At 44.8% G+C, this 23,331-nt stretch carries 20 protein-coding genes; 2 read left to right on the forward strand and 18 right to left on the reverse strand.

Annotated features, from left to right (window positions below; all coding sequences use genetic code 11):
- Positions 1 to 3: 3 nt before the first annotated feature.
- The 17 genes from NE619_RS05890 to NE619_RS05970 all read right to left on the reverse strand — a co-directional run bounded on the left by NE619_RS05890 (position 4) and on the right by NE619_RS05970 (position 20,206).
- A complete protein-coding gene (locus NE619_RS05890) occupies positions 4 to 1,074 on the reverse strand; it encodes a type II secretion system F family protein (RefSeq protein ID WP_256131451.1) in 1,071 nt (356 codons plus the stop codon).
- Entirely contained in the window at positions 1,064 to 1,810 is a 747-nt protein-coding gene (locus NE619_RS05895) for a type II secretion system F family protein (RefSeq protein WP_256131452.1), read from the reverse strand. The genes NE619_RS05890 and NE619_RS05895 overlap by 11 nt, the downstream gene beginning before the upstream one ends.
- Entirely contained in the window at positions 1,800 to 3,026 is a 1,227-nt protein-coding gene (locus tag NE619_RS05900) for a CpaF family protein (protein WP_256131454.1), read from the reverse strand. The genes NE619_RS05895 and NE619_RS05900 overlap by 11 nt, the downstream gene beginning before the upstream one ends.
- Before the next feature lie 209 nt (positions 3,027 to 3,235).
- Positions 3,236 to 4,936 (reverse strand): amidohydrolase, encoded by a 1,701-nt coding sequence (locus NE619_RS05905; RefSeq protein WP_256131455.1) that lies wholly within the window; start codon positions 4,934 to 4,936, stop codon positions 3,236 to 3,238.
- A gap of 23 nt (positions 4,937 to 4,959) precedes the next feature.
- Positions 4,960 to 5,760 (reverse strand): SDR family NAD(P)-dependent oxidoreductase, encoded by an 801-nt coding sequence (locus NE619_RS05910; RefSeq protein WP_256131456.1) that lies wholly within the window; start codon positions 5,758 to 5,760, stop codon positions 4,960 to 4,962.
- The gene (locus NE619_RS05915) at positions 5,732 to 7,291 is read right to left on the reverse strand and encodes an amidohydrolase (RefSeq protein ID WP_256131457.1); all 1,560 of its coding nucleotides are present in this window, start codon (positions 7,289 to 7,291) and stop codon (positions 5,732 to 5,734) included. Before NE619_RS05915 ends, NE619_RS05910 begins: the two co-directional genes overlap by 29 nt.
- Before the next feature lie 36 nt (positions 7,292 to 7,327).
- Positions 7,328 to 8,809, reverse strand: coding sequence for a sodium:solute symporter family protein (locus NE619_RS05920; protein ID WP_256131458.1), 1,482 nt, complete (start codon positions 8,807 to 8,809; stop codon positions 7,328 to 7,330).
- Entirely contained in the window at positions 8,806 to 9,090 is a 285-nt protein-coding gene (locus tag NE619_RS05925; protein WP_256131459.1) for a hypothetical protein, read from the reverse strand. Before NE619_RS05925 ends, NE619_RS05920 begins: the two co-directional genes overlap by 4 nt.
- An 18-nt stretch (positions 9,091 to 9,108) precedes the next feature.
- Positions 9,109 to 9,927, reverse strand: a complete 819-nt coding sequence (locus NE619_RS05930; RefSeq protein ID WP_256131460.1) for a polysaccharide deacetylase family protein — start codon at positions 9,925 to 9,927, stop codon at positions 9,109 to 9,111.
- A 249-nt stretch (positions 9,928 to 10,176) separates the two neighbouring features.
- Positions 10,177 to 11,574 carry a sigma-54 interaction domain-containing protein gene (locus tag NE619_RS05935; protein WP_256131461.1) on the reverse strand — a complete coding sequence of 466 codons (1,398 nt, stop codon included), beginning with the start codon at positions 11,572 to 11,574 and terminating at the stop codon, positions 10,177 to 10,179.
- Between the two features lie 156 nt (positions 11,575 to 11,730).
- Positions 11,731 to 12,432, reverse strand: coding sequence for an MIP family channel protein (locus tag NE619_RS05940; RefSeq protein WP_256131462.1), 702 nt, complete (start codon positions 12,430 to 12,432; stop codon positions 11,731 to 11,733).
- A gap of 123 nt (positions 12,433 to 12,555) precedes the next feature.
- Complete coding sequence (locus tag NE619_RS05945; protein WP_256131463.1) at positions 12,556 to 14,865, reverse strand: cation:proton antiporter; 2,310 nt, start codon at positions 14,863 to 14,865, stop codon at positions 12,556 to 12,558.
- 8 nt (positions 14,866 to 14,873) lie between these two features.
- Positions 14,874 to 15,815, reverse strand: a complete 942-nt coding sequence (locus tag NE619_RS05950) for a sensor histidine kinase (RefSeq protein WP_256131464.1) — start codon at positions 15,813 to 15,815, stop codon at positions 14,874 to 14,876.
- The gene (locus NE619_RS05955; protein WP_256131465.1) at positions 15,812 to 16,501 is read right to left on the reverse strand and encodes a response regulator transcription factor; all 690 of its coding nucleotides are present in this window, start codon (positions 16,499 to 16,501) and stop codon (positions 15,812 to 15,814) included. The genes NE619_RS05950 and NE619_RS05955 overlap by 4 nt, the downstream gene beginning before the upstream one ends.
- A 43-nt stretch (positions 16,502 to 16,544) precedes the next feature.
- Entirely contained in the window at positions 16,545 to 18,233 is a 1,689-nt protein-coding gene (locus tag NE619_RS05960; protein WP_256131466.1) for a Na/Pi cotransporter family protein, read from the reverse strand.
- A 99-nt stretch (positions 18,234 to 18,332) separates the two neighbouring features.
- Positions 18,333 to 19,436, reverse strand: a complete 1,104-nt coding sequence (locus NE619_RS05965; protein WP_256131467.1) for a hypothetical protein — start codon at positions 19,434 to 19,436, stop codon at positions 18,333 to 18,335.
- Positions 19,437 to 19,507: 71 nt separating this feature from the next.
- A complete protein-coding gene (locus tag NE619_RS05970) occupies positions 19,508 to 20,206 on the reverse strand; it encodes a ClpP family protease (RefSeq protein WP_256131469.1) in 699 nt (232 codons plus the stop codon).
- A 153-nt stretch (positions 20,207 to 20,359) separates the two neighbouring features.
- Here NE619_RS05970 and NE619_RS05975 point away from each other — a divergent pair, with 153 nt between their 5' ends.
- On the forward strand, positions 20,360 to 20,608 hold the full coding sequence (locus NE619_RS05975) for a YlmC/YmxH family sporulation protein (protein WP_256131470.1): 249 nt from the start codon (positions 20,360 to 20,362) through the stop codon (positions 20,606 to 20,608).
- 7 nt (positions 20,609 to 20,615) lie between these two features.
- Here the strand turns inward: NE619_RS05975 and NE619_RS05980 are convergent, their stop codons facing one another.
- Complete coding sequence (locus NE619_RS05980) at positions 20,616 to 21,830, reverse strand: metallophosphoesterase (protein ID WP_256131471.1); 1,215 nt, start codon at positions 21,828 to 21,830, stop codon at positions 20,616 to 20,618.
- A gap of 677 nt (positions 21,831 to 22,507) precedes the next feature.
- Here NE619_RS05980 and NE619_RS05985 point away from each other — a divergent pair.
- Complete coding sequence (locus NE619_RS05985) at positions 22,508 to 23,296, forward strand: Uma2 family endonuclease (protein ID WP_256131472.1); 789 nt, start codon at positions 22,508 to 22,510, stop codon at positions 23,294 to 23,296.
- The last annotated feature ends 35 nt before the right edge of the window (positions 23,297 to 23,331 follow it).

Consider the following 23,331-nt stretch of genomic DNA (forward strand, 5'->3'; position numbering starts at 1 on the left):
CCCTTACATTCCCATTAATGCCGGTGCTATGGTTATCAGAATCAGAACCGAGAGCAGGATTACCAAGGGCAGGGTCAGCTTTGTCTCCGCCAGCCTTCCCTTTTCCTCTGACTGCTGCTTCCGTGCAAACCACAGCAAATCGTTTTCCTTCTTCAATTTCTCCGCCAGATCAGTGCCTTTGCTGATATTGTCGCTGATAATATTTGAAATCCGCATCAGCTCCTTTACTCCGCTCCGCTTTGCGAATTGGCGCAGCTCCTGATGAAGCGACCCATTGGCCTCCTTCACTCCACGGCAGATCTGTTCCAGCTGCGTATAAAAATAATTGGGCGTGTGATCTGTTTGAATGCGATCCTCCACGGCCTTTAAAAAAGCTGTATTGAGAACAACGCCCGCATTCAGCAGCAGAACCAGCTTATTGATAAATTCCGGCAGCTCTCTGACAATCGACTCCACAGCTCGCTTTTCCTCTTTTTCAATCTCAGAAAAGCGCATTTTATAGACCAGCATACCTGCAGCCATAGCCATAATCAGGTACAGCGGCAGACTGGAATCATCCGCTTTTTTCCAGGTGAGAACCTCTCCAGTTTCAAGGCGGTCCGGCAACCGTACTGTTTCCGCCGCTGTATCCACATTGAACTGCGCCACAAGTTTTTTCAGCTCATCCTCCGCTTTTTCCGCAGCCGTTTTTTCCGGCAGAGCCGATTCTTTTTGAGGCTCTTTTTTCCCCACCGGCTCAATTGTAATATAGTATTCTTTTGTTTCCCTTCTTTCGGTGCCGGCTATCTCCACCTCCGTACTGAAAGAAATGGAACCATTCTCAGGATCAGGCCTCCGGACTTCCACGATTTGCCCGTTGTCTCCGAATTTCAGGCTACCGGAATTTTTCGCTGTTGATGCCAGATCAAAAGCCCCCGCGATACATAGAAAGGATATAATTACTACACACTTTATCAGCAGATTCCGGCGGTTCCTTTCGATTTTCTCCCGGCAGTCTTTTCCTCCGTAAAGCCTGTCATACCGCTCCCTCAGCCTGTTTTCAAACTTCCTGTACGCCTTCAACTCACACTTCAATGTTCGTCAGCCTTTCCGTCAGATAAAAAGCCGCGCCCAGCCCTGCTATGGCAGCCGTCATAATTATCCGGCCGGCGAAAGTCGTATACAGCGGCTCCAGATAATCCGGAGAAGAAAAATTGAGAAAGAGTATCACAACCAGCGGCATAACGCTGATGATCTTACCTTCAAACTTTTTCTGTGCAGTCATCGTCTTGATCTCCCGCTCAATATTGATTTTATCCACAAGGATTTCCGTCGTATTTTTCAGCATTTTTTCTAAATCCCCACCCATCGTTCTGCATGTCATATAGACCTGAACGAAATTATCAATATCTTCGCAGTGGCTTCTTTCCGCAAAATCAAGGAGAAGCCGGATGTCACTTTCTCTGTTCTCTGATATGGCTTTGACCATATGCTTCAATTCAACTATCATAGGCGTATCATCACTGTAAATAAGGCTCAAATTTTCCAGGCTGCTTTTCAGAGCCTCACCGATCTGCCTGTTTACCGCAATGGATGCCGATAGAGAATACAGCAGGTCTTTGAATTGTGTTGTAAGCAAAGCCTTTCTTTTTCCCGCCAGGTAATCTCCGTACCGATCCAGCAAAAGATACGGCAGAAACCCTCCGGCCAGGGAAAAAACAATACTATGATAAAACAGAAAGAGCACTGCGAAGAAACTGACATACCCTGCCGCTAAAAAATTTCGTTTTTCCTTTGAGGACAATTCGTACTTTGAATAATCAATGTTCAAGCGGAACCCCCCTTAACTCCAGCTTCTCGGTATGTACAAGCCTGTTGCTGCTCTTAATCAGCCCTTTGGACGGCCGGTATTTGAAGAGCAGGCTGGTTTCGATCTCACCGTTGGTTATACCCTTTATTTCCGCGATCTCCAGTACCTTTCTGCTGCCGTCGGAGAGTCTGCCCAGATGAATGATGATATCAATTCCTTCGGCGATCTGTGATCGTATGGCATCTACGGGAAAATCGGCGGCCTGGAGAAACATGGATTCCAATCTTCGTAGCATTCCTGAAATGGAGTTGCCGTGCCCCGTCGACAGGCTGCCGTCGTGGCCGGTATTCATCGCCTGAATCATATCCATCACTTCCCTTCCCCTCACTTCTCCTACAATGATGCGATCCGGCCGCATCCTCAGGCTGGTCTTGATCAGGTCCTCCATCGTGACCCTTCCTTTTTGCTGAACATTGGCCTGCTTGCATTCCATCCTCACCAGATTCCGAATCTGTTTAATCTGCAGCTCCGCCGAGTCCTCAATTAAAATGACCCGTTCATCCTCCGGTATGAAATTCGACAGAACATTGAGGAATGTGGTTTTGCCCGAGGATGTTCCCCCGCTGATAAAGCAGTTATAGCCTGCCTTTACCAGCTTTTGCAAAAAGTCGGCAGCTTCCTGAGTGATGCTCCCCATTTTGATCAAAGCCTTCATATCAATCGCTTTTTGTGGAAACTTCCGGATTGTCAGGATCGGCCCGTTGAGCGCAATATTCTTGTAAACCGCATTGACTCTCGACCCGTCTTCCAGTCTGGCGTCTACAATGGGGTGGAGCTCATTGATCTCTCGGTGTACTCTGGCCGCCAGCCGCCGTATCAGTTCTTCCAAGTCCTCTACCGTATCAAAGGCCAGATCCACTTTCTCCAGCTTGCCGCCGGTTTCTATAAAAATGTGATCTTTTCCGTTGACCATGATTTCAGATACCCGATTGTCTTCAATATATGGCTGGAGAATATCCAGGTCTCTTCGCAGGGCGAAGAAAATCCGTTGGACCAGCCTGCGGTTTTCACCGGGCGAACGCATGGCAAGCCGCTTGTCCTGCAGCACATAAGCCTCGATTACTTCCAGCGCCTGTTCATCCGTGATTTCCTCTTCCTTTGAAGTAAGCGTACCGCGAATCTCTTTTATGATCTGCCGCATTTCTATATCCGGCGCTCCAATTACATTTAACTCCATAATTTACTTTATTTTCCTTTCTTGGCTATAGTATACGGCACTTGGAAAATAATTACAAGTCTTTCTTTTCGACAAAATTCGACAAATGCTTTATTGCCCAATAAAAAAGTGTGAATAAATGGATCGAATATCCTATTCACACTTCTGGGTCTCAGGAGCTGGTACGTTTCTTTATTTATCTTCTGATATCACCTCTGTTTGCCGCAGGTTTAAATATTATTAAAAATCACTCTGCCGTCAAAAATCTTGCTCAATACTTTTATATCCTGAATTTCCAACGGATCTGTTTCATAAACATCTCTGTCTATAACAATCAGATCGGCGAATTTTCCTGGCTCTATGCTGCCAATTTCCTTCTCCATATGCAATGCGTATGCGGCATTAATCGTATATGCCTTTATCATTGTATGAACATCCACTCTTTCACTAGGTTTAAGCAAGTATTGAGGATCATCGATATCAGTCAATTTTTTTACTTTATAAAAGTCTTCTTGATATATGTTCCGTGTAACACCTGCCCTGACTGCAAAGAACGGGTTTGGGTCAGCTGTCACCGGATAGTCGGCGGAACTTGTTATAACAACGCCCGCATCTTTAAAGCTCTTCATTGGGTACTCATTTTCGGCCCTTTCCCTGCCGAGATAAGGGAGTTCCGCTTCAAAATATACACATGGATCTTTAAAATGCCAATATGGATTTGTGCATGCCACAATACCTAAATCCGCCATTCTCTGTATGTCTTCTTCTCTCATAACCTGAAGATGGGTAATACAGTTTCTATGGTCGCCCGGCACTTTCCGCTGAGCCGTTTCAAGTGCGTCAATCGCCTCCTTGACGGCCTCATCACCAATAGCGTGTACATGAATATTGAATCCTTTTTCCAGCACTTTTATAAACGTTTTTTCCAGTCTGTTATACTCCCAAAGCAATTCGCCCCTGTAGTCGGATCCCTGCCCGAGCGCTTCACAGTAGGGTTCCCTCAGACATGCGCTTCCGCCTTCTACAGTTCCGTCCACAAAGAATTTTGCTGTAGTGACCTTAATATATCCGTTCCGTTTTTCAAATTCTCTACGCTTTTCCTCAAGGTCCTTGATTTGATCATCTTCATTAAAGCTTGATTTAATTTCACGGGCAACGCAAATTCTTATGTTCAGCCCGCCCTCATCTTCAAGCGCAGCCATTCCGTCAAAAATCGGCACCGGATCTGTTGACCCTGACTGTCTCTGCGCAAGAACCGCAGTATATCCATATTGGTCAAGGATTTTCTGGCACCAGCTCAGAGCCTCTTTTCTTTCACTGGCTGTAAAAGTCTGTTCATCGTAAAGCAGCTTTGCTTCTTCTTTCAGTATCCCCCAGGGTTCTCCTGTCTGTGGGTCTTTTTCAATGACCCCACCCTCCATATCAGGTGTTTCTTTTGTAATATCAAAATTCTCCAACGCCTTGGAGTTGAGCCAGGCAATATGACCTCCGTAATCCACAAGAATTACAGGCTTGTCAGAACAGATCGCATCAAGTCTTTCTTTTTTGGGGCCAATGCCGCTTTCTTCCCCTGGAAACACGGCTGTCATAAAACCTCGCCCATAGTAAATGTCACGCTCGGGATGTTCTTCAATGAAATTCTTGATCATTGTCATAGTTTCTTCAAGATTCTTGGCATCGAATAGATTTATATTATACATAACGTTATACGCATTACCTGGAAGATGTACATGCGGTTCAATAAAACCGGGAAGAACGGTTTTTCCCTTCCAATCTATGATGACAGTGTTTTCGTTTATATATCTTTCTATATCGGAATTTTTTCCCACAGCGATTATTTTATTATTATTAACTGCAATTGCTTCAGCCCGTTCCATTTTTTCATTCATCGTATAGATATTGCCATTGCGTAAAACCAAATTTGCTTTCATCACGCACTCCTTTCCGTTAAACATCAGAATCGCCCCGCAGTCAGGCCAAAATCCATAATTAAATTAGCGCCAGTGATTGTTTCAGAGCAGTCATTATAAGCCAGAAACATTACGGATTTCGCAACATCCTCAGGTGTAATAAACCTTACATCGTCTTCACTTTGCGGATAGTTCGCAAGCTTCATGCGGTCATACTCCGCTCGGTTGTCCATCTTCGAGCGGGTAAAGCCTTCATCAAGCATATCCGTCTTTACCATATCCGGACTGACAATATTAATGCGTATGCCGTGACGCGCACATTCAAAAGCCAATGCTTTTGTCATTAACGTCAGTCCGCCTTTTGAAGCACAATAAACTGAATCAGCGTCAAATCCCATAACTCCGGCAGTAGATCCTACATTTACAACACATCCTTTTGATTCTGATAAATATGGCACCGCATACTTTATCAGAAAAAACGGCCCGCGAAGGTTCGTATTAATCATTAGCTCCCAGTCCTTTTCGCTGACATCTTCAATGTATTTTTCATAGCATATTCCTGCACAGTTTATCAGAATGTCCAATCGCTTTTCTTGGTTTATCAATGTATTCACGATATTCCGGCAATCAGCTGTACGGGATACATCCCCTTTGATCATATCGATGCGTTTACTTATTTGTGACAGTTCATTTCTGGCTTTCTCAAGAGTTTTTTCTTTTCTCCCTGTAATATATACCCGTTCTCCTATGCGGAGAAAGGCGGCAGCAATGGCTTTTCCTATACCGCCTGTTCCTCCTGTAACAAGAACAACTTTTTCATTTGCTGTTTGATTCGTTCTTTTCATATACGATCTTTCCCTCCCAAATTGTCATTTCAACATCCAGATTGCTGAATGCGGGAGTTCCCACTGCATCATATGGATTCATATTCATGACTGCCATATCCGCAAACTTCCCAATTTCAATCGAACCCTTTATTTCCTCAAGGCCGGCTGTATATGCCGCATTAATGGTCACGCTTTTGACCGCAGTATCGAGATCAATGTTTCTGCAGGGGTTGGCATTGTCTACAAGCGCAATAATGTCCCTTACCGGGTTAACCGGTACAATTGGGGCATCTGATCCCGAGCATATAAAGTTGCCCGCATCAATAATTTTTTTCATAGGGTCCCAATTGTCCGCGCCTTTTCTGCCAAGCACCACTTCGAATTCTCCTCCATCAGCTCTGTCCCATGTCGTACTTGGTCCAGGCTGCATGGAAAGAATGAGGCCCAAATCCTTTGCCATTTCAATCTGAGCTTGCGTAGGCGTCGCAAAATGTTCAATTCTATGCCTTATATCACGCCTTCCTTCTTCCATGAATATCTGCCTGTATATGTAAATCAGCTGGTCAATTGCCCTATCGCCAAGAGCATGCATCGCAACTTGCATACCATTCAAATGCGCTTTTTTTACAAAGTCATAGATTTCAAGATCTGAATGATAAAGGAGCCCCCTCTTGGAGGGGACATCGACAAATGGATCAAAGTTACACTGAGTGTATTCAAACAGCGAGCCATCCAATGTTAAACATCCACCGATTCTAGGCCATCCGATTGCTTTAACTTTATCTACATCCCATGTCTGATAATATTCCACCATCGTAATCGGTAATTCTTTTTTTCTTTCCAGAATCAGATCAATATCCCGATCTCCCGATACAAACTGCCCAAAGAGCCCGTGCATCATAGTTGCGCCTCTGGAAATCGCAGTGTTTACACAGGTCTTAATATATCCCCAGAGTATCTCATCGGACTGTGAGGCTAACATGTTTCCCAGGGCAGCGAAAGCAGAATCATCCGAGACATAGATCCCGGCTGTTTCGCCATCTTTCATCTCCACACCTGGAAGATCGGCAGGCACGTTTATAAGATCCGCTGCCGCACTGTTTACGCATACACCATGTAGAGTATTTGCAATTATCATCACTTTATGACCATGAGATAGCTTATCAAGCTCCCACTTATCCGGATATCTTCTGTCTTCCTCTCTGACCATGCTCTGCGGCACATAATTCATCGCAATTACCCAGTCATCCCCAGGTATCCTTTTACATTCCTGCTCTACAAGGCCGAATATTTCCTGCATTGAAACTGCATTTAACAGATTCACCGACATTTCTTCCAGTCCTGCGCATACCACATGCACATGACAGTCTGACATTCCCGGGAGCACAGCCCGTCCATTAAGATCGATTACCTTTTTCCCTTCAGGAGCCTTGTCGTCAGAGCCAAGTGCTGAGATCTTATCTCCTTCTATGGCCACCCATTTATAAACAGATAAATGTTTATCCATTGAAATAATATCGCCATTTTTAATAACAATATCGTAACTCATTTGTACCTCCCTTTCAATTGCCTATTGCAGCGTGTGTTACAGTGCTTTTGTACTCCGTGGCTCCTTATAGTTTTTAAGCAAATCAAACATCTCATCGACATGTCTCTGTTTTCCGAATATAAAGCCACAGATTATAATAGCCAAAGTATTGCATACCAACCCTAGTAAGCCGCCTGTCCATCCACCTGCCCACTGAATTGCCTGCGGCCAGAAAACTCCTAGTACCGCCCACATTGAGCCGATTGTAAAGCCGGCAATCGCTCCCTGCAGGTTGGCTTTTCTCCAAAATAGTCCAATAAACACCAGAGGAAATGCCTGTACGCAGCAGTCGTAAATCGCGATTACGAAATACATCAGCTGCTTTACTTCAAACATTGAAATAACTACTGCTGCTACACCTACGCCGATCGTGGCCGCTCTGGCAATTTTGAACAGCTTATCTCTGCCCATTTTGGGGCAAAGTGGAGCTACGATATCCTTAGAGATCATTACAGCGAAACAGTTGAGAAAGCATGCTATAGAACTCATGCTTGCGGCAAGTCCCAGTACTCCCAGTAATCCCAGTCCAACAGGTCCGCCAAGTTTATCTGCAATCCAGAAGCTTGCCTCCTGTGAATCTGCCGGAAAGCCTTTGAAGTACGTAGCGCCCAGGCCTAATGCCATTACGAGAAACCCCATTATTATTCCAAGAATTGGTGCAAAAAGTACCGATTTCTTCGTAGTCCTTGGGCTGTCTGTCATATACAGCCGATAAAAAATAGCTGGCAGAACAAATCCTCCGAGGCCACAGGTGATAATTACCGATGCCCAATAGCAGGCTCCATTTGCGCGAAATGACAACAGCTGTGGTTTGAACTCCTCAACCAGCGCATATAAATCGAACACTCCGCCATAAGCTTTGCGGATCATCCAGTACAGGAAAACGACACCTACCACTCCCATTGTAATGCCCTGTATTAAACCTCCAATGGCCGCACCTTTCGCTCCTCCGAAGAATGTATAGACTATTACGAAGCCTACTGCTATAATAAGCGCCGCATTAAATCCAACCATATAATATGTCGCCGCATGTACCATATATCCCAATGCCTTGATTTCTACTATAAGCCATGGCGCATAGAAGATGAAAAATATTGTCATGAACACCCATCTGAATTTCTCGCTCCCATAACGCTTAGCAACATAATCTCCCTCTGTTTCAAGACCGTACTCTTTACCCCATATCCATACGGGCCTCGCTTCGTAATATTGTACGATTACAGCTACTACGGAATAAACTATTATGTATTGTGCGAACACTCCCGTATCAGCTGATGTCGCAAACCAGCCTACATACATGGCTCCGCAATACCACGCTCCAATCCCGGAAAAGGCGTTAAGCATAAAGCCGAAGGATCTGTTTCCTACGGCATATGATTCCAAATCCACTTGCTTCTGCGTAGAAATTTTAATGATAACAGCATTTAATATAAAATACCCGATCATAATTGATATTGTTATCAAAGCTTTAGTCATCATTGTTCATCACCCCTCTTCGTAGCATTATTCTCATCTTCCTCATTCTCCCATTTTGTGCGTTCCTCTTCTTCAAATTTTCCTTCGATGTTATAAAACACAATCAGTCCGATGCACATCATAAACGGTGCAAGTAGAATACAGAATTGTGAGCATGGCAGTCCGAGAATATGCGGATTTATTACATCAATTACCTTCTGAAGAGGCGGAAATGTGATAAACAAAATACATATGGTGAAATAAATTGCCATAACTATATACAGATTTACTCTTTTCTTTGACATAGTGGCCTCCTTTCTCATCTAAAACGATTTATAATCTTCCGCAGCATCAATGCATCTCATGAATTCGATATCGTCGTGCTTTTTAATGAACTGAATGAAACGCTCGTACATTCTAATTCTTGCCGGTCTTCCGCTGATCTGTGGGTGACAGGTTAATGTGAACGTGTTGTCAAAACTTTCTTCATAAAGGTATTGAAATTCTTCTGCCCATATTTCGTATGCAGTGCTAGGCGCAGGCATAGGTGCTCCCCATGTATAACCGCTAAGCAGCCAAAAAGGTGCGTCATCCAGAGTCCAGTTTATTGGAATTTCGACAATATTACTCTTTCTGCCAAACACTTCAAGCCTGCTGATTTTATCGCTCCCCATCATAGTACTATCGTAAAAGAACTCCATGTCTTGAAGAATCTCCAGGGTGTTCAGGCTAAATTCCCATGATGGAGCCCGGAACCCAACAGGATTTTTGCCAGTAACTTTTTTAATCGCTTCACTTGTTTTTACGTATTCATCTACTTCCTCCTGCTTTGTTCTGAACTCACAAGGGCATATGTGCGAATATCCATGATTCCCCACTTCATGCCCTCTTTCAGCAATTTTTCTTACAATCACAGGGTGTTTTTCAACAGCTTCACCGGGAATGAAAAAAGTACTCTTAATTTCATATTTATCAAGAAGGTTTAAAAACCTGGGTATGGCGACCTCCGCACCATAATAGCCCTGTGACAGCACAACTGGCCTATTTTCATTTCCTTTAGCATTTAGAGGGTCTGGTGCGGTCCATAGAGTTTCGGCATCAACATCAAATGTGAGCATTACTTTAAATTTTTTATTAGCCAATGATCTCTCCTTTCACAACTTACGTTTTCATGATGATATACTATAGCGCGCTTTGCTACTAATCTATGTACGCATAATCCATGCCAATATCTTGTTGTTGAAATTCCAGCCGTTCACGTAAACCTTTTAAAATCTGATTCGGAAATATTCCATATATGGAACGTTTATCGTTCTTTTTTTAATTTTTTGTTCCAAAAATGGAAAAAACGTCTTTTTGTTTTTATTTATGAAACAAAAGACGTTTTTTCATTACTTTTTTGTGATTCTGTATTGACTTAATCGCCGCGAAAGTGTTGCCTTACTCATATCTAACATATCCGCAACTCTACTCGCATGCTTATATCTTTCCATCATAGATATTAAGATCGTTTTCTCGTATTCTTCCATGAGTTCTTTCATACTTTTATTGCTAAACTGCGCAGCATCAATATTAATGTTGCTAATTGGTATTTCTAAGATTCTTTCTACTTGAAAGCCTTTTATTAATTCTCCGTCAAAGGATAACATTATGCGTTCAACAGCATTTTTCAACTCTCTGACATTACCAGGCCACGATGCTTTTTCCAATATGGTTAGCGCATCATCGCTTACAACTTTATTCATATTATACTTAGTGTTAAATTCCTTAACAAAATTAAGTGTAAGGCCTCTTATATCCTTTTTCCTTTCTCTCAGTGGTGGAATATTCAGCGGCATCACATTCAATCTATAATATAGATCTTCTCTAAACGCACCTGCCTTTACAGCTTCCATCAGGTCTTTGTTTGATGCGGTTATAACTCTGACATCGATCGGTATTACCTTGCCGCCGCCTATACGCATTAGTTCACGTTCCTGCAGTACGCGTAGCAATTTAGCCTGAAGGTGTACCGGTATCTCACTGACCTCATCTAGGAAAAGAGTCCCCTTGTTTGCCATTTCAAAATAACCCATTTTTCCATGTGGGTCTGCTCCCGTAAATGCTCCCGGTTCATATCCAAAAAACTCCGATTCCATGAGATTTTCCGGTATTGCGGCACAGTTTATTTTAATGAAGGCTCCATTAGCTCTTTCACTATGCTTGTATATATAATTGGCAAAGACTTCTTTACCGGTTCCGGATTCTCCCGTAAGGAGTACGGTTGTGTCCTGCGAAGCAATTCTTTTTGCTTGATTTAACAAGCTTTTCGAAATATCGTCGTCAACGATTATTTCTTCATCTGGTACGGTATTTTCTTTCCTAAGGCGTTTTAATTCTTCCTGCAGCGCTCTGTTATCTCTGTTATTTTGATCCAGCAGCTCTCTTAATATCTGTGTTTCAGTAACATTGCGTTCGGTACAGACAATCATCTCTATAGTATTGCCATCGTATAGGGGTACCCCTGTAACATAAACCTGTCCGCCGTCCCCGAGCCTCTCAATATGTGACTCTTCTTTTCCGCTGTTGAGAACTGTCGTGATTATGTTATCTTCCGTAAAGCCTATCGCTTCCAGTTCTTTCATATTCTTTCCCACAGTTTCTTCCCTGGTCAGTCCTCCGGTTGCACAAGATTCGTTATTGACGAAAACTACATTGGCATCTTTATCCGTAACAAAGACACCAATCTTCAGGCAATTTAAAAATTCAAGGAATTCATGATAATTGTTTTTTAAAAATTTTATTTTCATATGATCTCCTTTATCCAATTTAAACATTTGATGGGAACTTGATGAATATAGTATAACCTGCAAACTGTACCTCAGCAAGTTTCACTTATTGCAATAAAAAAGGTACTGCGCAAGCGCAGTACCCCTCTCCATTCTCTCATTCTTCTTAACTTTAATTTACGCCTGTTTCTCTTCTTCCGCCGATAAGAACTTATATACCAGCGCGGCGATAGCTGCGCCTACCAGTGGTGCGAGGATGAATACCCAAACCTGACTCAGCGGCTGACCTCCTGCCAGCAGCGCAGGTCCAAAGCTTCTTGCCGGGTTTACGGAAGTTCCGGTGAACGGAATTCCCAGAATATGTACCAGGGTCAGAGTAAGACCGATTACTAAACCTGCGACAGATCCGTTTTCCACCTTAGATGTCACACCTAAAACAGCAATAACAAACACAAAAGTCAGAATCACTTCTGCCAAAAAGGCAATGCCCATGCTGATTCCCAAAGCACTGGCGTCTCCATAGCCGTTTGTTCCCAGAGACTCGTTGCTTCCGAAAAGAGCCACCAGAATGGCCGCGCCTGCTATGCCTCCGATAAACTGAGCAACCAGGTATCCCACAAAATCCTTGCCGTTCATTTTTCCAGAGATAAACACTCCCAGCGATACTGCCGGATTGATATGACACCCTGAAATATTGCCGATGGAATACGCCATGGCAACGATCACCAGCCCGAAAGCAAATGCGATCAGTAAAGTCGTGAAGCCCAGCGGCACCTCAACTCCTAATTTTCCCACCAGCGTATTGGCGGCAACCGCGCTGCCGCAGCCGAAGATAACTAAAACCATTGTTCCGATGAATTCCGCTACATATTTTCTCATCTGTCGTCCTTCCTCCTTTGACTTGCAAAACTCTTACATATATTTCTATATCCAAGGTTATATGCTACTCTCCAAAGCAAGAACATTCAATGGTTTTACCAATTCATCATAATTTTTACTGATCTATTCTTCGTCGTCCAGGAAATCGGCTTTCAGCAGGCTGTTGGCCATTTTCTGCGTACCGATTACCCACAGAAGGTCGCCTTCTTCGATGATCATGTCGATGTCCGGATTGACGATAGGCAGCATACCCCGCTCAATGCCCAGAATATATCCTTTATACCTGGGCCGGAATCCGGAATTTTTGATTGATTTTTTCAGCAGGCTGGAATCCGATTCCACCTTGATCGGACAGCAGATGATCTGTTTTTCCGGTTCGATCTCGTAAAAGATCTGTCCGTAGATGTACTCCCGCAGCGTTACCATCGGCTCCTGGGGTTCCTGGATATGATCTTCTTTTTCCAGCATCAGAATACAGGATTCAATTTCATTTTTGGTACCAATGGCGTGAATGATATCTCCTTCAATGACCCGGAACTTTCCATTGGGCATGTTGATATGTTTTCCATCACGAATGATTTTAATGATCGTAACGTGGAAAAAACGGCTCTGGCAGAACTCAAGGATGGTGTTTTGCTTAATGGTATGGGTGACCTTAAATTCCACCACATAAAAGGATTCGTCCAGCCAGTGATATTCGCCCTTAATGCCCCGCTCCTTCTTCTGCTTTGCCAGTGTGGTTTCATAGAAATTTTCAACGAACCGCATTTCTATTTTCAGCGTTTTTCCCTTGATATAGTCCGATTTGATGATAAAGACAATAACCGCGAAAGACACCACCACCAGCAAAAGATACGGCAGCCGCAGCAGTACCCGCAGCGTCATCACAATAAACCCGCAGGAAATGATGATTCGCATACCTGTGAAAGCCAGAAGCGGCATGCGGTTGGCCTGGCTCTTAAGCCAGAGTTTCGTATAAAGCACGCTCTTTTTGGAGCACATAATGCTGATGAGCGGGATCATAAACCCGCAGGTCACCACAGCCGTCAGAATATTGCCCGCAAGTCCCTGGATATACTGGTGAACAAAATCCTGCAGGAAACGTGTTCCGCCGATATAAATGAAAAAGATGCCCACCGTGCAGATTGCCGTTCGTATAAAAAATTTGATAATATAACGCTGCCAATCCCAGTCCTTGTCCGCAGTGCTCTGCTGCTCGGAAGTATGCCGGTTGAGAAACTTATACATCTTCGGCGACAAATGGCGTTTGGCAAAGCCGTAAACCTTCTCCGAATGTTTGATGAAAATCGGCGTCGTAAAGGTAGTGATGACGGAGACGCAGACAACAATGGGATAGAGAAAGTCACTGGTTACTCCCAGAGACATTCCCAGGGTGGCGACGATAAAGGAGAATTCACCGATCTGCACCATGCTGAAACCGCCCCGGATGGCGGTATGCAGGGATTGGCCGGAGAAAAGGATGCCCAGTGTCGCAAAGGTCATCTGTCCTAAAATGGTAACCGCAGTGATAATCAGAATCGGGCCCAGATATTCCAACAGCAGCTGAGGTTCAATCATCATTCCTACGGAAACAAAGAAAACTGCTCCGAAGAGATCTTTAATCGGTTTGACCAGACTTTCGATCCGTTTACCCTGAATTGTTCCCGCCAGGATGGAACCCGCCAGGAATGCGCCCAGCGCCGAGGAAAAACCGATCAGATTGGCAATGACTACCATGCCCAGACACAGGGCAATGGCTACGATCAACAGCAGCTCGTCGGTGATATGATTGGATACTTTTTTCAAAAATGTTGGAATTAGATAGATTCCCAGTACCAGCCATATCATCAGACAGAGGAGCAGCATGCCGATATTCTTGAATACATCCAGACCGGAAGTGCTCTGTCCTACGGCCACAGTGGAAAGCACGATCATCATAAAAATGCCCCCGATATCTTCCAGGACTAAAGTCCCCAGTACCAGCTGGGCAAATTTTTCCTTTTTCAGTTTGTACTCCTCGTAAGCCTTGAGGATAATCATCGTCGAAGACATGGAAAGCATGCCTCCCAGAAAAACACTGTCCATTTTGGCCCAGCCTAAAAGCTGTCCCGCCGTATAGCCGATAATAATCATGGCGGTCATTACGGTCATGGCTGTGACAAAAGCGCTGCCTCCCACAGTAGCGATCTTCTTAAAGCTGAATTCAAGTCCCAGCCCGAACATGAGAAATACAATTCCGATGTTTGCCCATACATGAATATCTTCCACATCCACCACCGTAGGCAGATAACTGAAATTAGGGCTGATTAAAAAGCCGGCAATAATGTAAGCCAGAACGACCGGCTGGTTGATCTTTTTAAAGATGAGAGTTATGATTCCGGCCACCACTAAAATAAGGGCTAAGTCGCTGATTAAATAATCAAGTTGCTCCATATATCATTCTACCTTTCAAAAGTCACATAAAAGACGCTTCCCTCCCCTGCTTTGCTTTCCACTTTCAGGTCGGCTCCGAACAGCGCTGCGATATGCTTTACGATGGACAGCCCCAGCCCGGTTCCGCCGGCTTTGGTGGATCTTGATTTATCGACCCGGTAAAAACGTTCGAACAGACGCTCCAGATGTTCCTCGGCAATACCAATGCCCTCATCCCTGACGATTACCTGAGTCTTTCCGTCTGTAATCCCGGCCGTCACCCATACGCGTCCGCCCTGTTCCGAATACTTGATAGCATTTTCAATCAGATTTACCATCATCTGGCGAAAACGGTCAGGACTTCCGTAGATCCGGGCCTCCTCATCGTAATCCGCAATCAGGCGTACATCTTTGTCCTCTGCGATAGGCTCCAGCGCCTCAACCGTTTTTTCCAGTACATCTCGAACACAGAACTCCTTCGTATCCGCGGACTCTTTCCTGTTCTCAATATCCGACAGAACGAGAAGATCCTCAATCAGGCGTTTCAGCCTCGAGGTTTCAATTGCGATGATATCAATAAATTTTGTCCGTATCTCCGGGTCCTCGGCAGCCCCCTGCTGCAAAGTCTCTATGAACCCCGAAATGGAAGTCAGGGGTGTTTTCAACTCATGGCTGACATTGGCCACGAATTCTTTGCGAATAACCTCTGCCTTTCTGCTTTCCTCCGCCGCTTTCTTCAGTTCTTCCTGCGCCCTGCCTGCCGGCTTGATCATACTTCTATATATGTGAAATCCAATTGCGATTATGCCAATCAAATACACACAGACAAAGATTAACAGCCCGCTTTCCACCGGAACGCCATCGTAGGCTTCCGCCATCCTCGGCAGGATATACAGCTTATAGACCAGAAAAAGCGCTAGCAGAGTAAAGCCTATGATCTCTGCGGCAGCGATCAAAAACTTATTTTTCATTTTATCTTATATCCTTTTCCTCTGATGGTTTCGATATATTTTTCTTCATCGCCGCCCTGGCCCAGCTTCTTTCTCAGATAACGAATATGTACATCGACTGTTCGGGTTTCCCCGGCGTATTCGATGCCCCAGACCTTATCCAAAAGCTGGTCTCTGGTCAGAACATGCCCCCTGTTCTCCGCCAGATAACACAGCAGTTCAAATTCTTTCAGCGTCAGGTCCACAAGTCGCTCACCGACCTTCACCTGATGCCGCTCAATATTGATCTCAAGCTCATCGATTCTAAGGATATGTTCTCCAGGCGGTAAGTCCTCATGGGTATTATCGTAACGTCTGAGCACAGCTTTGATTCTGGCCATCAGTTCCCGGATTCCGAAAGGCTTGGAAATATAATCGTCAGCGCCGAATTCCAGTCCCAGCACCTTATCAATCTCCTCTGTCTTGGCTGTCAGCATAATGATGGGGGTCTCGTTGCCTTCCTCGCGAAGTTCTTTGCAGATATCATAACCGTTTTTTCCCGGAAGCATGATGTCCAAAAGGATCAGATCCGGTTTTTCCTTATGGACCATCGTTACACCCAGATATCCATCTTCTGCTTCAATGCCTTCATAGCCATTGGCTTTCAGATTGTAAAGCACCAGCTCCCGAATATTGGGCTCGTCTTCAATGATCAGAATTTTTTTCATCTTTTACCACCTTATCTTATTTTACCATATTTTAAGGGGAGCTTCAATTTGCGACTTCATCCATATCCTTGAAATCCACATTATCCAGCACAGCGTTGGCAATATTATCACAGCAGTCGCCGATTCGTTCGATATTATGGATTACATCTGTATAAATTACTGTAAATTCCGGCGAGCATGTCTTTTCGTTGAGTCGCTTCATATGCTGTTTACGCAGCAGCACCTCGATATGATTCAATTCCTTTTCCTGCTCCTTGACCTCATGAGCCAGAGAATGGTCCCCTTTCTCCAGTGCCAGGATGCTGTCCCTCATCATGCGCCCGGCGTGGTCAAAGCACTCATAAATTTCCGCACAGGCCGAGTCGGAAAACTCGTATTTATTTTTCGTCTTTTCTCTGGCGAATATGGCAATGTTCTCGCAGTAGTCACCTACGTGTTCGATATCCGCGGCCACGTGCATCAGCCCCGATACCTGGCTTGTCTGCTTTTCTGTCAAGGTTTCGGCAGATGATATGGATGCCAGATAGCTGACCGTTTTTTTCTGCAGCTCATTCACCGCATCCTCCATATCCAGGACTTCTTTTACTGCCGTGAGGTCATTGCCCAGGAATGCTTTTTTAGAGGAAACAATCATGCCGGAAGCAAACCCTGCTAATCTGGAAAGCTCTTTTTTTGCCAGATGAATAGCAGCAAAAGGCCGTTCCAAGACATTGTAGTCCAGATAGATCGGTTCGGAAGGAAGCCGGTCGGAATCCTTTCCCGGAACCAGTTTGGTAACGATCTTAACCAATACGCCGATCAGCGGCAGGAAAAGTATCGTATTGAAAATATTAAAACACATATGCGCATTAGCGATCTGCCTTGCGATTACAGCCACCTCCGGTCCGCTCGGCGATATGAACTGTATGAATTTAGCATACCATGGGATGAACCAGATAAAGATAAAGGTTCCTGTCATATTGAAGATAACATGGGCCGCAGCTGTTCGCTTGGCATTGACCGAGGCGCCGATGGACGCCAGAAGCGCGGTGATCGTTGTTCCGATATTATCGCCGAAAAGGATAGGCAGCGCTCCCTGCAGGCCGATAATGCTGCTGATACCATCCGGACCTGCTGTCGATGCCAGATTCTGCAGTACGGCGATCGTAGCCGAACTGCTCTGTACAACAACGGTCATAACGGTTCCCAGAACTACACCTAAGACCGGAATATCCTGCACCTGCATCATCAGATCGACAAAAAATTGGGACCCGGCCAGCGGTTCCATCGTCTCCCCCATGATATTAATACCGACAAAGAGCAGACCAAACGCAAACAACGTCTGCCCAATGCTGATTAGTTTTTCTTTTTTTAAGAAGAAGTAAAGAACGAATCCGATAGCTACGAACAGCCATGCATAATCGCCAATCTTGAAAGCGATCAGCTGCGCGGTGATGGTTGTACCAATATTGGCGCCTAAAATGATGCTGATAGCCTGCGGCAGCTTCATAAGTCCCGCACTGACAAAGCCCAGTACCATAACAGTTGTGGCACTACTGCTCTGCAGTACCGCCGTACAGAGCGCCCCTGCCAAAACACCCAGCACAGGATTTCTGGTAAGAAGCGCTAAAATTTTCTGCATCTTCTCGCCTGCTGCTTTCTGCAGTCCATCGCTCATCAGGTTCATACCGTAAATGAACATGGCGAGGCCGCCCAGCAGGGTAATGATCATCTGGAATACTTCTGCGTTCATCATTTTTCTCCTTTTATAAACATAATTAGATAAGTTTATTATAGAAGGTTAACTTTATGTAAAAAAGCAGAAGTTTGTTAAGGAATTGTTAATTCTATGTTAAAAAAGGGCGTTTTTCAAAACTGCCTCCGTCAGCTCCTTGATTCCCTTTCCATAGGGGCCATCAAGACTGATACTGCGAATTCCATCCTGAACCGAAAAGCTTTCCGGATCCTGCGGCAAAACAGCAGCCGTATGCAGCATCACATCTTCCTGTGATTTTTCATCAGCTGTCGAAGGGTCCTCCTCTTCTGCAGGCAGCTGATATCGGTTCAGGACTTTTGCCATGCGTTCTATAATCGTTTCTCCTTTTAGAAAGACCAGATATTCCAGCATACGCCCTTCCTTATAGCTGACCTCCTCCTGCTCTGCCACCAAACAGATGTGATTGGCCATTTCATAACAGCACAGAGCGCTCTTTCCCAAATCGCACCCCACATCGATCACGATGAAATCGTATCTTCCCGTATCCATAACCGCGCCCAGGAAATACTGCATTTCCTCACCGCTGAGCCCTTTCAGCAGATTCCTCCCCGGTGCGGGTAAAAACGCGTCCACACCGTAATAATCAAATACCAGAAAGCTTTCAATAAAAGGCATTCTGTCTCTGCTGTCATCGTTGAACAGATAGTAGAGGTACTCGCTGATACTCTTTCCTTCTGGAAAAGGCTGCATGTATTCCAGGGTGGATTCCAGTTCTTCCATGCTCAGATACATCACCCTTTTTCCGTGAAATCGTTTCAATTCCTGGGCGAAAGCCATTGCCGCGCTGGTACATCCACCGCCTCCCTCCGCGGAAACAAAGGCCACAGTCTTCAGGCTATGGTTTTTTATGGGTACTGCTTTCCGTCCTGTGAGGAATGTGTAAATGAACAGCAGCTCACCCGCAAGCTGTCGTACATTGCTGTATTTATAAAGCTGAAAGGCCTTGTTTTCATAATTCCGGTCCACCATCGAAGGTTTTTCAGCCAGCCCTATGATCTTGCCGCCGATTCCCGCCTGGGAATCCTTCAGTATCAGATCGAAAGCTCCCAGTTCACTATGTAGAGGATCACTTTGATATAAAGTGATCGTGAAATTCTTATAAACATCTACCAGCGCCAAACTCAGCGCTCTCCCGTATTCCCGGTCTTCTGATATAATCGCCAGTTTAATATTCTCCATTTTACATTCCCCTTTGTTGATTTGTAAATATTTTCCTTATTCTTCAATCATAAAGGGAATGTAAATTTTTGTCAATCATTATTTTTAATTTCGCTTCGTAATTTTTTCAGGGCCTGGCTCAAACCGCCTACTTCGTCTATGATTCCGATTTCCACCGCTTCATGTCCGAAGAGAATGGTTCCCACATCATTGGGCATATTATCGGTGCGGTTCATCAGTTTGGTTATGGTATCGCGGTCGGCTTTGGAATGTTTTTCAATAAAGTTAATCACCCGGTCTTGCGTCTTGCGCAGATAATCAAACGTTGTTTCCGCTGTAATTACCAGTCCGTTTGTGCGAATCGGATGGAGGGTCATGGTCGCCGTTTCCGCGATAAATGAATAGTCCGTTGAGGTGGCAAGAGGGATCCCAATGCTGTGTCCTCCCCCCAGCACCAGAGAAACAGTCGGTTTGGAAAGCGTAGAAATCATTTCCGCAAGAGCCAGTCCCGCCTCCACATCTCCGCCGACTGTATTGAGAATAATCAGCAGGCCTTTCAGCTTTGGATTTTCTTCCACGGCTACCAATTGCGGGATCAGATGTTCGTACTTCGTTGTTTTATTTTCCGCCGGCAGCACCATATGGCCTTCTACGCTGCCGATGATATTGATATATTGAACGTCACTCTCAAAATCCGTGCCAGTCGTCAAGAGTCCCAATTCTTTGATGATATCTTTGCTTTTGTCTTCTTCTGATGGCAAATTTTTTTCATTGTCATTATCTTTATTCATAATTCGCTCCTTTTTCTAATAGATTTGTAACATGCGAGCTGCGTCGAGCATGTTTCAGCTGGCGCTTCCCTGCGGCAACGCCGTTTTTATCAGCAGTTTCAGCTGTAATACGTGAGCTGCGCAATATTAGTATTTACCCATTAGGAGGTCATTATGCGACTGAGCGAAATCGGAAGTAAAGAAATTGTAGATCTGTCAAAAGGAAGCAGCCATGGACAGCTGTGGGACACGGAAATGCTTTTTGAGCGAAAAACAGGTATCATAAAAGCGGTTCTCATTCCCGGTCATCAGAGCAAAGGGCCCTTCAAGGCTTCTTCCGAGCAGTGGATTCAGCTGCCCTGGAACAGTATTGTCAAGATCGGTGAAGATATGATTATCTTCAAATCAGAAGAAGACGACTGAGATCTGCTCACTCAGCCGTCCTATTATCAAAGGTTATGTTTATGACCGCGATTTCGCTGTCGGTCCCCACCCGCATAGCAGGTCCCCAGATACCTACGCCTGAGGTGACGATGGAATGCATATCGCCCTTTTTCAAATATCCGCAGGCGTTTTCCCACATCATGCGGATGGTCAGGTTTCCTGGGAAAATCTGTCCGTCGTGGGTATGTCCAGACAAATCGACATCCACGCCCGCATCTGCGATTTCCTGTAATTCTTTAGGCTGATGATCCAAAAGGAGAACAGGCTTTCTCTGATCGACCCCGGCCAAAAGCTCTTCAATGGATTTTCGCGAAGCGCTTTCTGTTCCCGGCTTGGATGCGTCCCTCCTGCCAATGAGGTAAAACGCTTGATCTACCAGCTCCGTCTGATCCTGCAGCAGTTTTACGTTGGATTTTCTAAGAAAATCATTCATCTCATTTTCATTTATGGTTTTTCCGCCAAAGGGTACCGTAAATCCACCGACCAGATTTTCCGCCACATCATGGTTTCCGTAGCAGGCATAAACTCCGTATTTGCTTTTAATTGATCGGTAAATCTCCATGAGCCTTTCCGGGTTTTGCAAGGCACTGTAATCATTGTCAAAGATATCTCCTGCAATGCAGACAAGATCCGGCTTCTGCGCATTGATCTTTTCCGCCATCTCCGCCATCTGTTTTTTCCCGATGCTGTAGCCCATATGCATGTCGGCCACCAAAACGATCTTTAACCTATCTCCGGACGCACAGGCCTTATGAACCGTAATGTCATAGGTGCTGGTTTTTATGGTTCCCACATGAATCATTCCATATGCACTAAATCCAAGAATCAAAACAGCTACCGCCGCGCCGCGCGCTGCCACCAACCTCCGCCGGACAGGGTCGCCTCGTTTAATCTTCTTTACCCGTCTGTAAACAAATGTACCCAGCAGCGACAGCACCATGAAAAACAGCGCGTAGATAAAGACGCCAATCCAGATATTGCTGATATATTTCACCGCCGCTTTTGCGGCATCATTGCTGAATAATGCGTAAGCTGCCGGTGATACTGCCAAAAGAACGTGAATAATCGTAAAAAATATCGTGACCCATTTTGCATGAAGAACGCCGTGGAGACTACGCAGCCAGCCAAGGGTTCTCTTCCAGATAAAAATATTGAGCCCTAAGTAAACAATGATTAAAGCAATAAAAAATAACACATCCATAAGCAAACGTCTCTCTCCCCCTCAAAACACCTTTCATATAACCTGCAAGCCATGTCGCAGCAGGATTCAATGGTTCCCACCTCTCGGCAACGCCGTATACAATCGTGGAACCATTATAACCTGCAAGCAGCGTCGCAGCAGGATTCAATGGTTCCCACCTTTCGGCAACGCCGCATACAATCGTGGAACCATTATAACACATCTCCTCATCTTTTTCGACACGGGTAAATCCCGCGCCAGCGCTTATTGCGTAGGGAAACAGATTATCTTATTAGGATTTGACCCGCAAATAAGCTTCAAGAAATTTCCAATTTGTGTTTTATGTTCTAAATGCCACTCTAACGCTCTCTTGTGAATATAATTTCATTAAAATGTGTGTCATTTTCAAACAACTGGCTGCATTTCCTTTCTCCGGTATCGCTAGTATTTCCAGCTGCTCCAGCGAAAAGCCCATCCGCCCGTCAAAACCCAAATTCTTCCTGTTCTCTCTATTTGACTCACGGCTTTAGCCGCTGTTCTGCTAAAATATCGTCGTTAAATCCAGCGATTCAGTAACCGAAATACATCCATTCGGTATTTTTTCGGTATTATTTTTAAAAAACAGTTTCATTTCGGTGTATTTTCTGATACAATATGGTCAAACAGATGTTCTTATCATACGAGAGGAGTTTGGAGTTATGACGATTCAGGAAATGAAGGACCGCAAAAGAGAATTGGGCTATTCCTATGCCCGGATAGCCAATCTGTCCGGCGTGCCCCTCAGCACAGTTCAAAAGATATTCAACGGTACTACCTCTTGTCCCAGGTACGAAACGCTCCGCGCTCTGGAACAAGTTTTGGGCAAACCGGAGATACCGCCTGCGTCCCGCGCCTGCGAATCCCAATCCGCCTACGAAATAAAAAAACAGGGCGAATACACATTGGAAGATTACGATCGGCTTCCCGGCGAAAGAAGAGTAGAGCTGATTGACGGTGTTTTTTATGATATGCCGTCACCTTCCTCAGTTCACCAGCTGATTACTGGACTTATATACGCAAAGATGCTGACATATGCCGCAGAGCGTGACGAAGGCTTCACGCCCATTATCTCTCCCATTGATGTTCAGCTGGACCGCGACGGCAGAACCATGGTTCAACCTGATGTGATCGCTGTTTGTGATCGGGATAAAATCATCAGCCGCGGCGTTTTCGGTGCTCCTGATTTTGTGGTTGAAGTCCTTTCAAAATCCACAAAAAAGAAGGATATGGTAATCAAACTGAACAAATATCTGAACGCAGGCGTACGGGAATATTGGCTCATTGATCCGGACAGCCAAAAGATCATGGTTTATGATTTTGAGCATGACAATTATCCTGTCATCTACGGATTCGATTCGACCGTTCCGATCGCCTTCCAAAACCATGACTACACGATTAATTTTGCGGAAATATACGATTACATCCGCTTTCTTTGCGAAAAAAACTGATATACGAAACTTTTTATCATTAAGGAGAAGCAGCA

Source organism: Anaerovorax odorimutans (assembly GCF_024459955.1).
In the GTDB taxonomy this organism is placed as follows: domain Bacteria; phylum Bacillota; class Clostridia; order Peptostreptococcales; family Anaerovoracaceae; genus Hominibacterium; species Hominibacterium odorimutans_A.

Bases quoted from the DNA above. Each gene is read 5' to 3' on its own strand.
- NE619_RS05980 (WP_256131471.1), bottom strand. From the start codon at position 21,830: ATGGATGTGTTATTTTTTATTGCTTTAATCATTGTTTACTTAGGGCTC.
- NE619_RS05955 (WP_256131465.1), bottom strand. From the start codon at position 16,501: ATGAAAAAAATTCTGATCATTGAAGACGAGCCCAATATTCGGGAGCTG.
- NE619_RS05900 (WP_256131454.1), bottom strand. From the start codon at position 3,026: ATGGAGTTAAATGTAATTGGAGCGCCGGATATAGAAATGCGGCAGATC.
- NE619_RS05925 (WP_256131459.1), bottom strand. From the start codon at position 9,090: ATGTCAAAGAAAAGAGTAAATCTGTATATAGTTATGGCAATTTATTTC.
- NE619_RS05975 (WP_256131470.1), top strand. From the start codon at position 20,360: ATGCGACTGAGCGAAATCGGAAGTAAAGAAATTGTAGATCTGTCAAAA.
- NE619_RS05945 (WP_256131463.1), bottom strand. From the start codon at position 14,865: ATGGAGCAACTTGATTATTTAATCAGCGACTTAGCCCTTATTTTAGTG.
- NE619_RS05950 (WP_256131464.1), bottom strand. From the start codon at position 15,815: ATGAAAAATAAGTTTTTGATCGCTGCCGCAGAGATCATAGGCTTTACT.
- NE619_RS05905 (WP_256131455.1), bottom strand. From the start codon at position 4,936: ATGAAAGCAAATTTGGTTTTACGCAATGGCAATATCTATACGATGAAT.
- NE619_RS05965 (WP_256131467.1), bottom strand. From the start codon at position 19,436: ATGGAGAATATTAAACTGGCGATTATATCAGAAGACCGGGAATACGGG.
- NE619_RS05910 (WP_256131456.1), bottom strand. From the start codon at position 5,760: ATGAAAAGAACGAATCAAACAGCAAATGAAAAAGTTGTTCTTGTTACA.
- NE619_RS05935 (WP_256131461.1), bottom strand. From the start codon at position 11,574: ATGAAAATAAAATTTTTAAAAAACAATTATCATGAATTCCTTGAATTT.
- NE619_RS05970 (WP_256131469.1), bottom strand. From the start codon at position 20,206: ATGAATAAAGATAATGACAATGAAAAAAATTTGCCATCAGAAGAAGAC.
- NE619_RS05920 (WP_256131458.1), bottom strand. From the start codon at position 8,809: ATGATGACTAAAGCTTTGATAACAATATCAATTATGATCGGGTATTTT.
- NE619_RS05940 (WP_256131462.1), bottom strand. From the start codon at position 12,432: ATGAGAAAATATGTAGCGGAATTCATCGGAACAATGGTTTTAGTTATC.
- NE619_RS05960 (WP_256131466.1), bottom strand. From the start codon at position 18,233: ATGAACGCAGAAGTATTCCAGATGATCATTACCCTGCTGGGCGGCCTC.
- NE619_RS05985 (WP_256131472.1), top strand. From the start codon at position 22,508: ATGACGATTCAGGAAATGAAGGACCGCAAAAGAGAATTGGGCTATTCC.
- NE619_RS05915 (WP_256131457.1), bottom strand. From the start codon at position 7,291: ATGAGTTACGATATTGTTATTAAAAATGGCGATATTATTTCAATGGAT.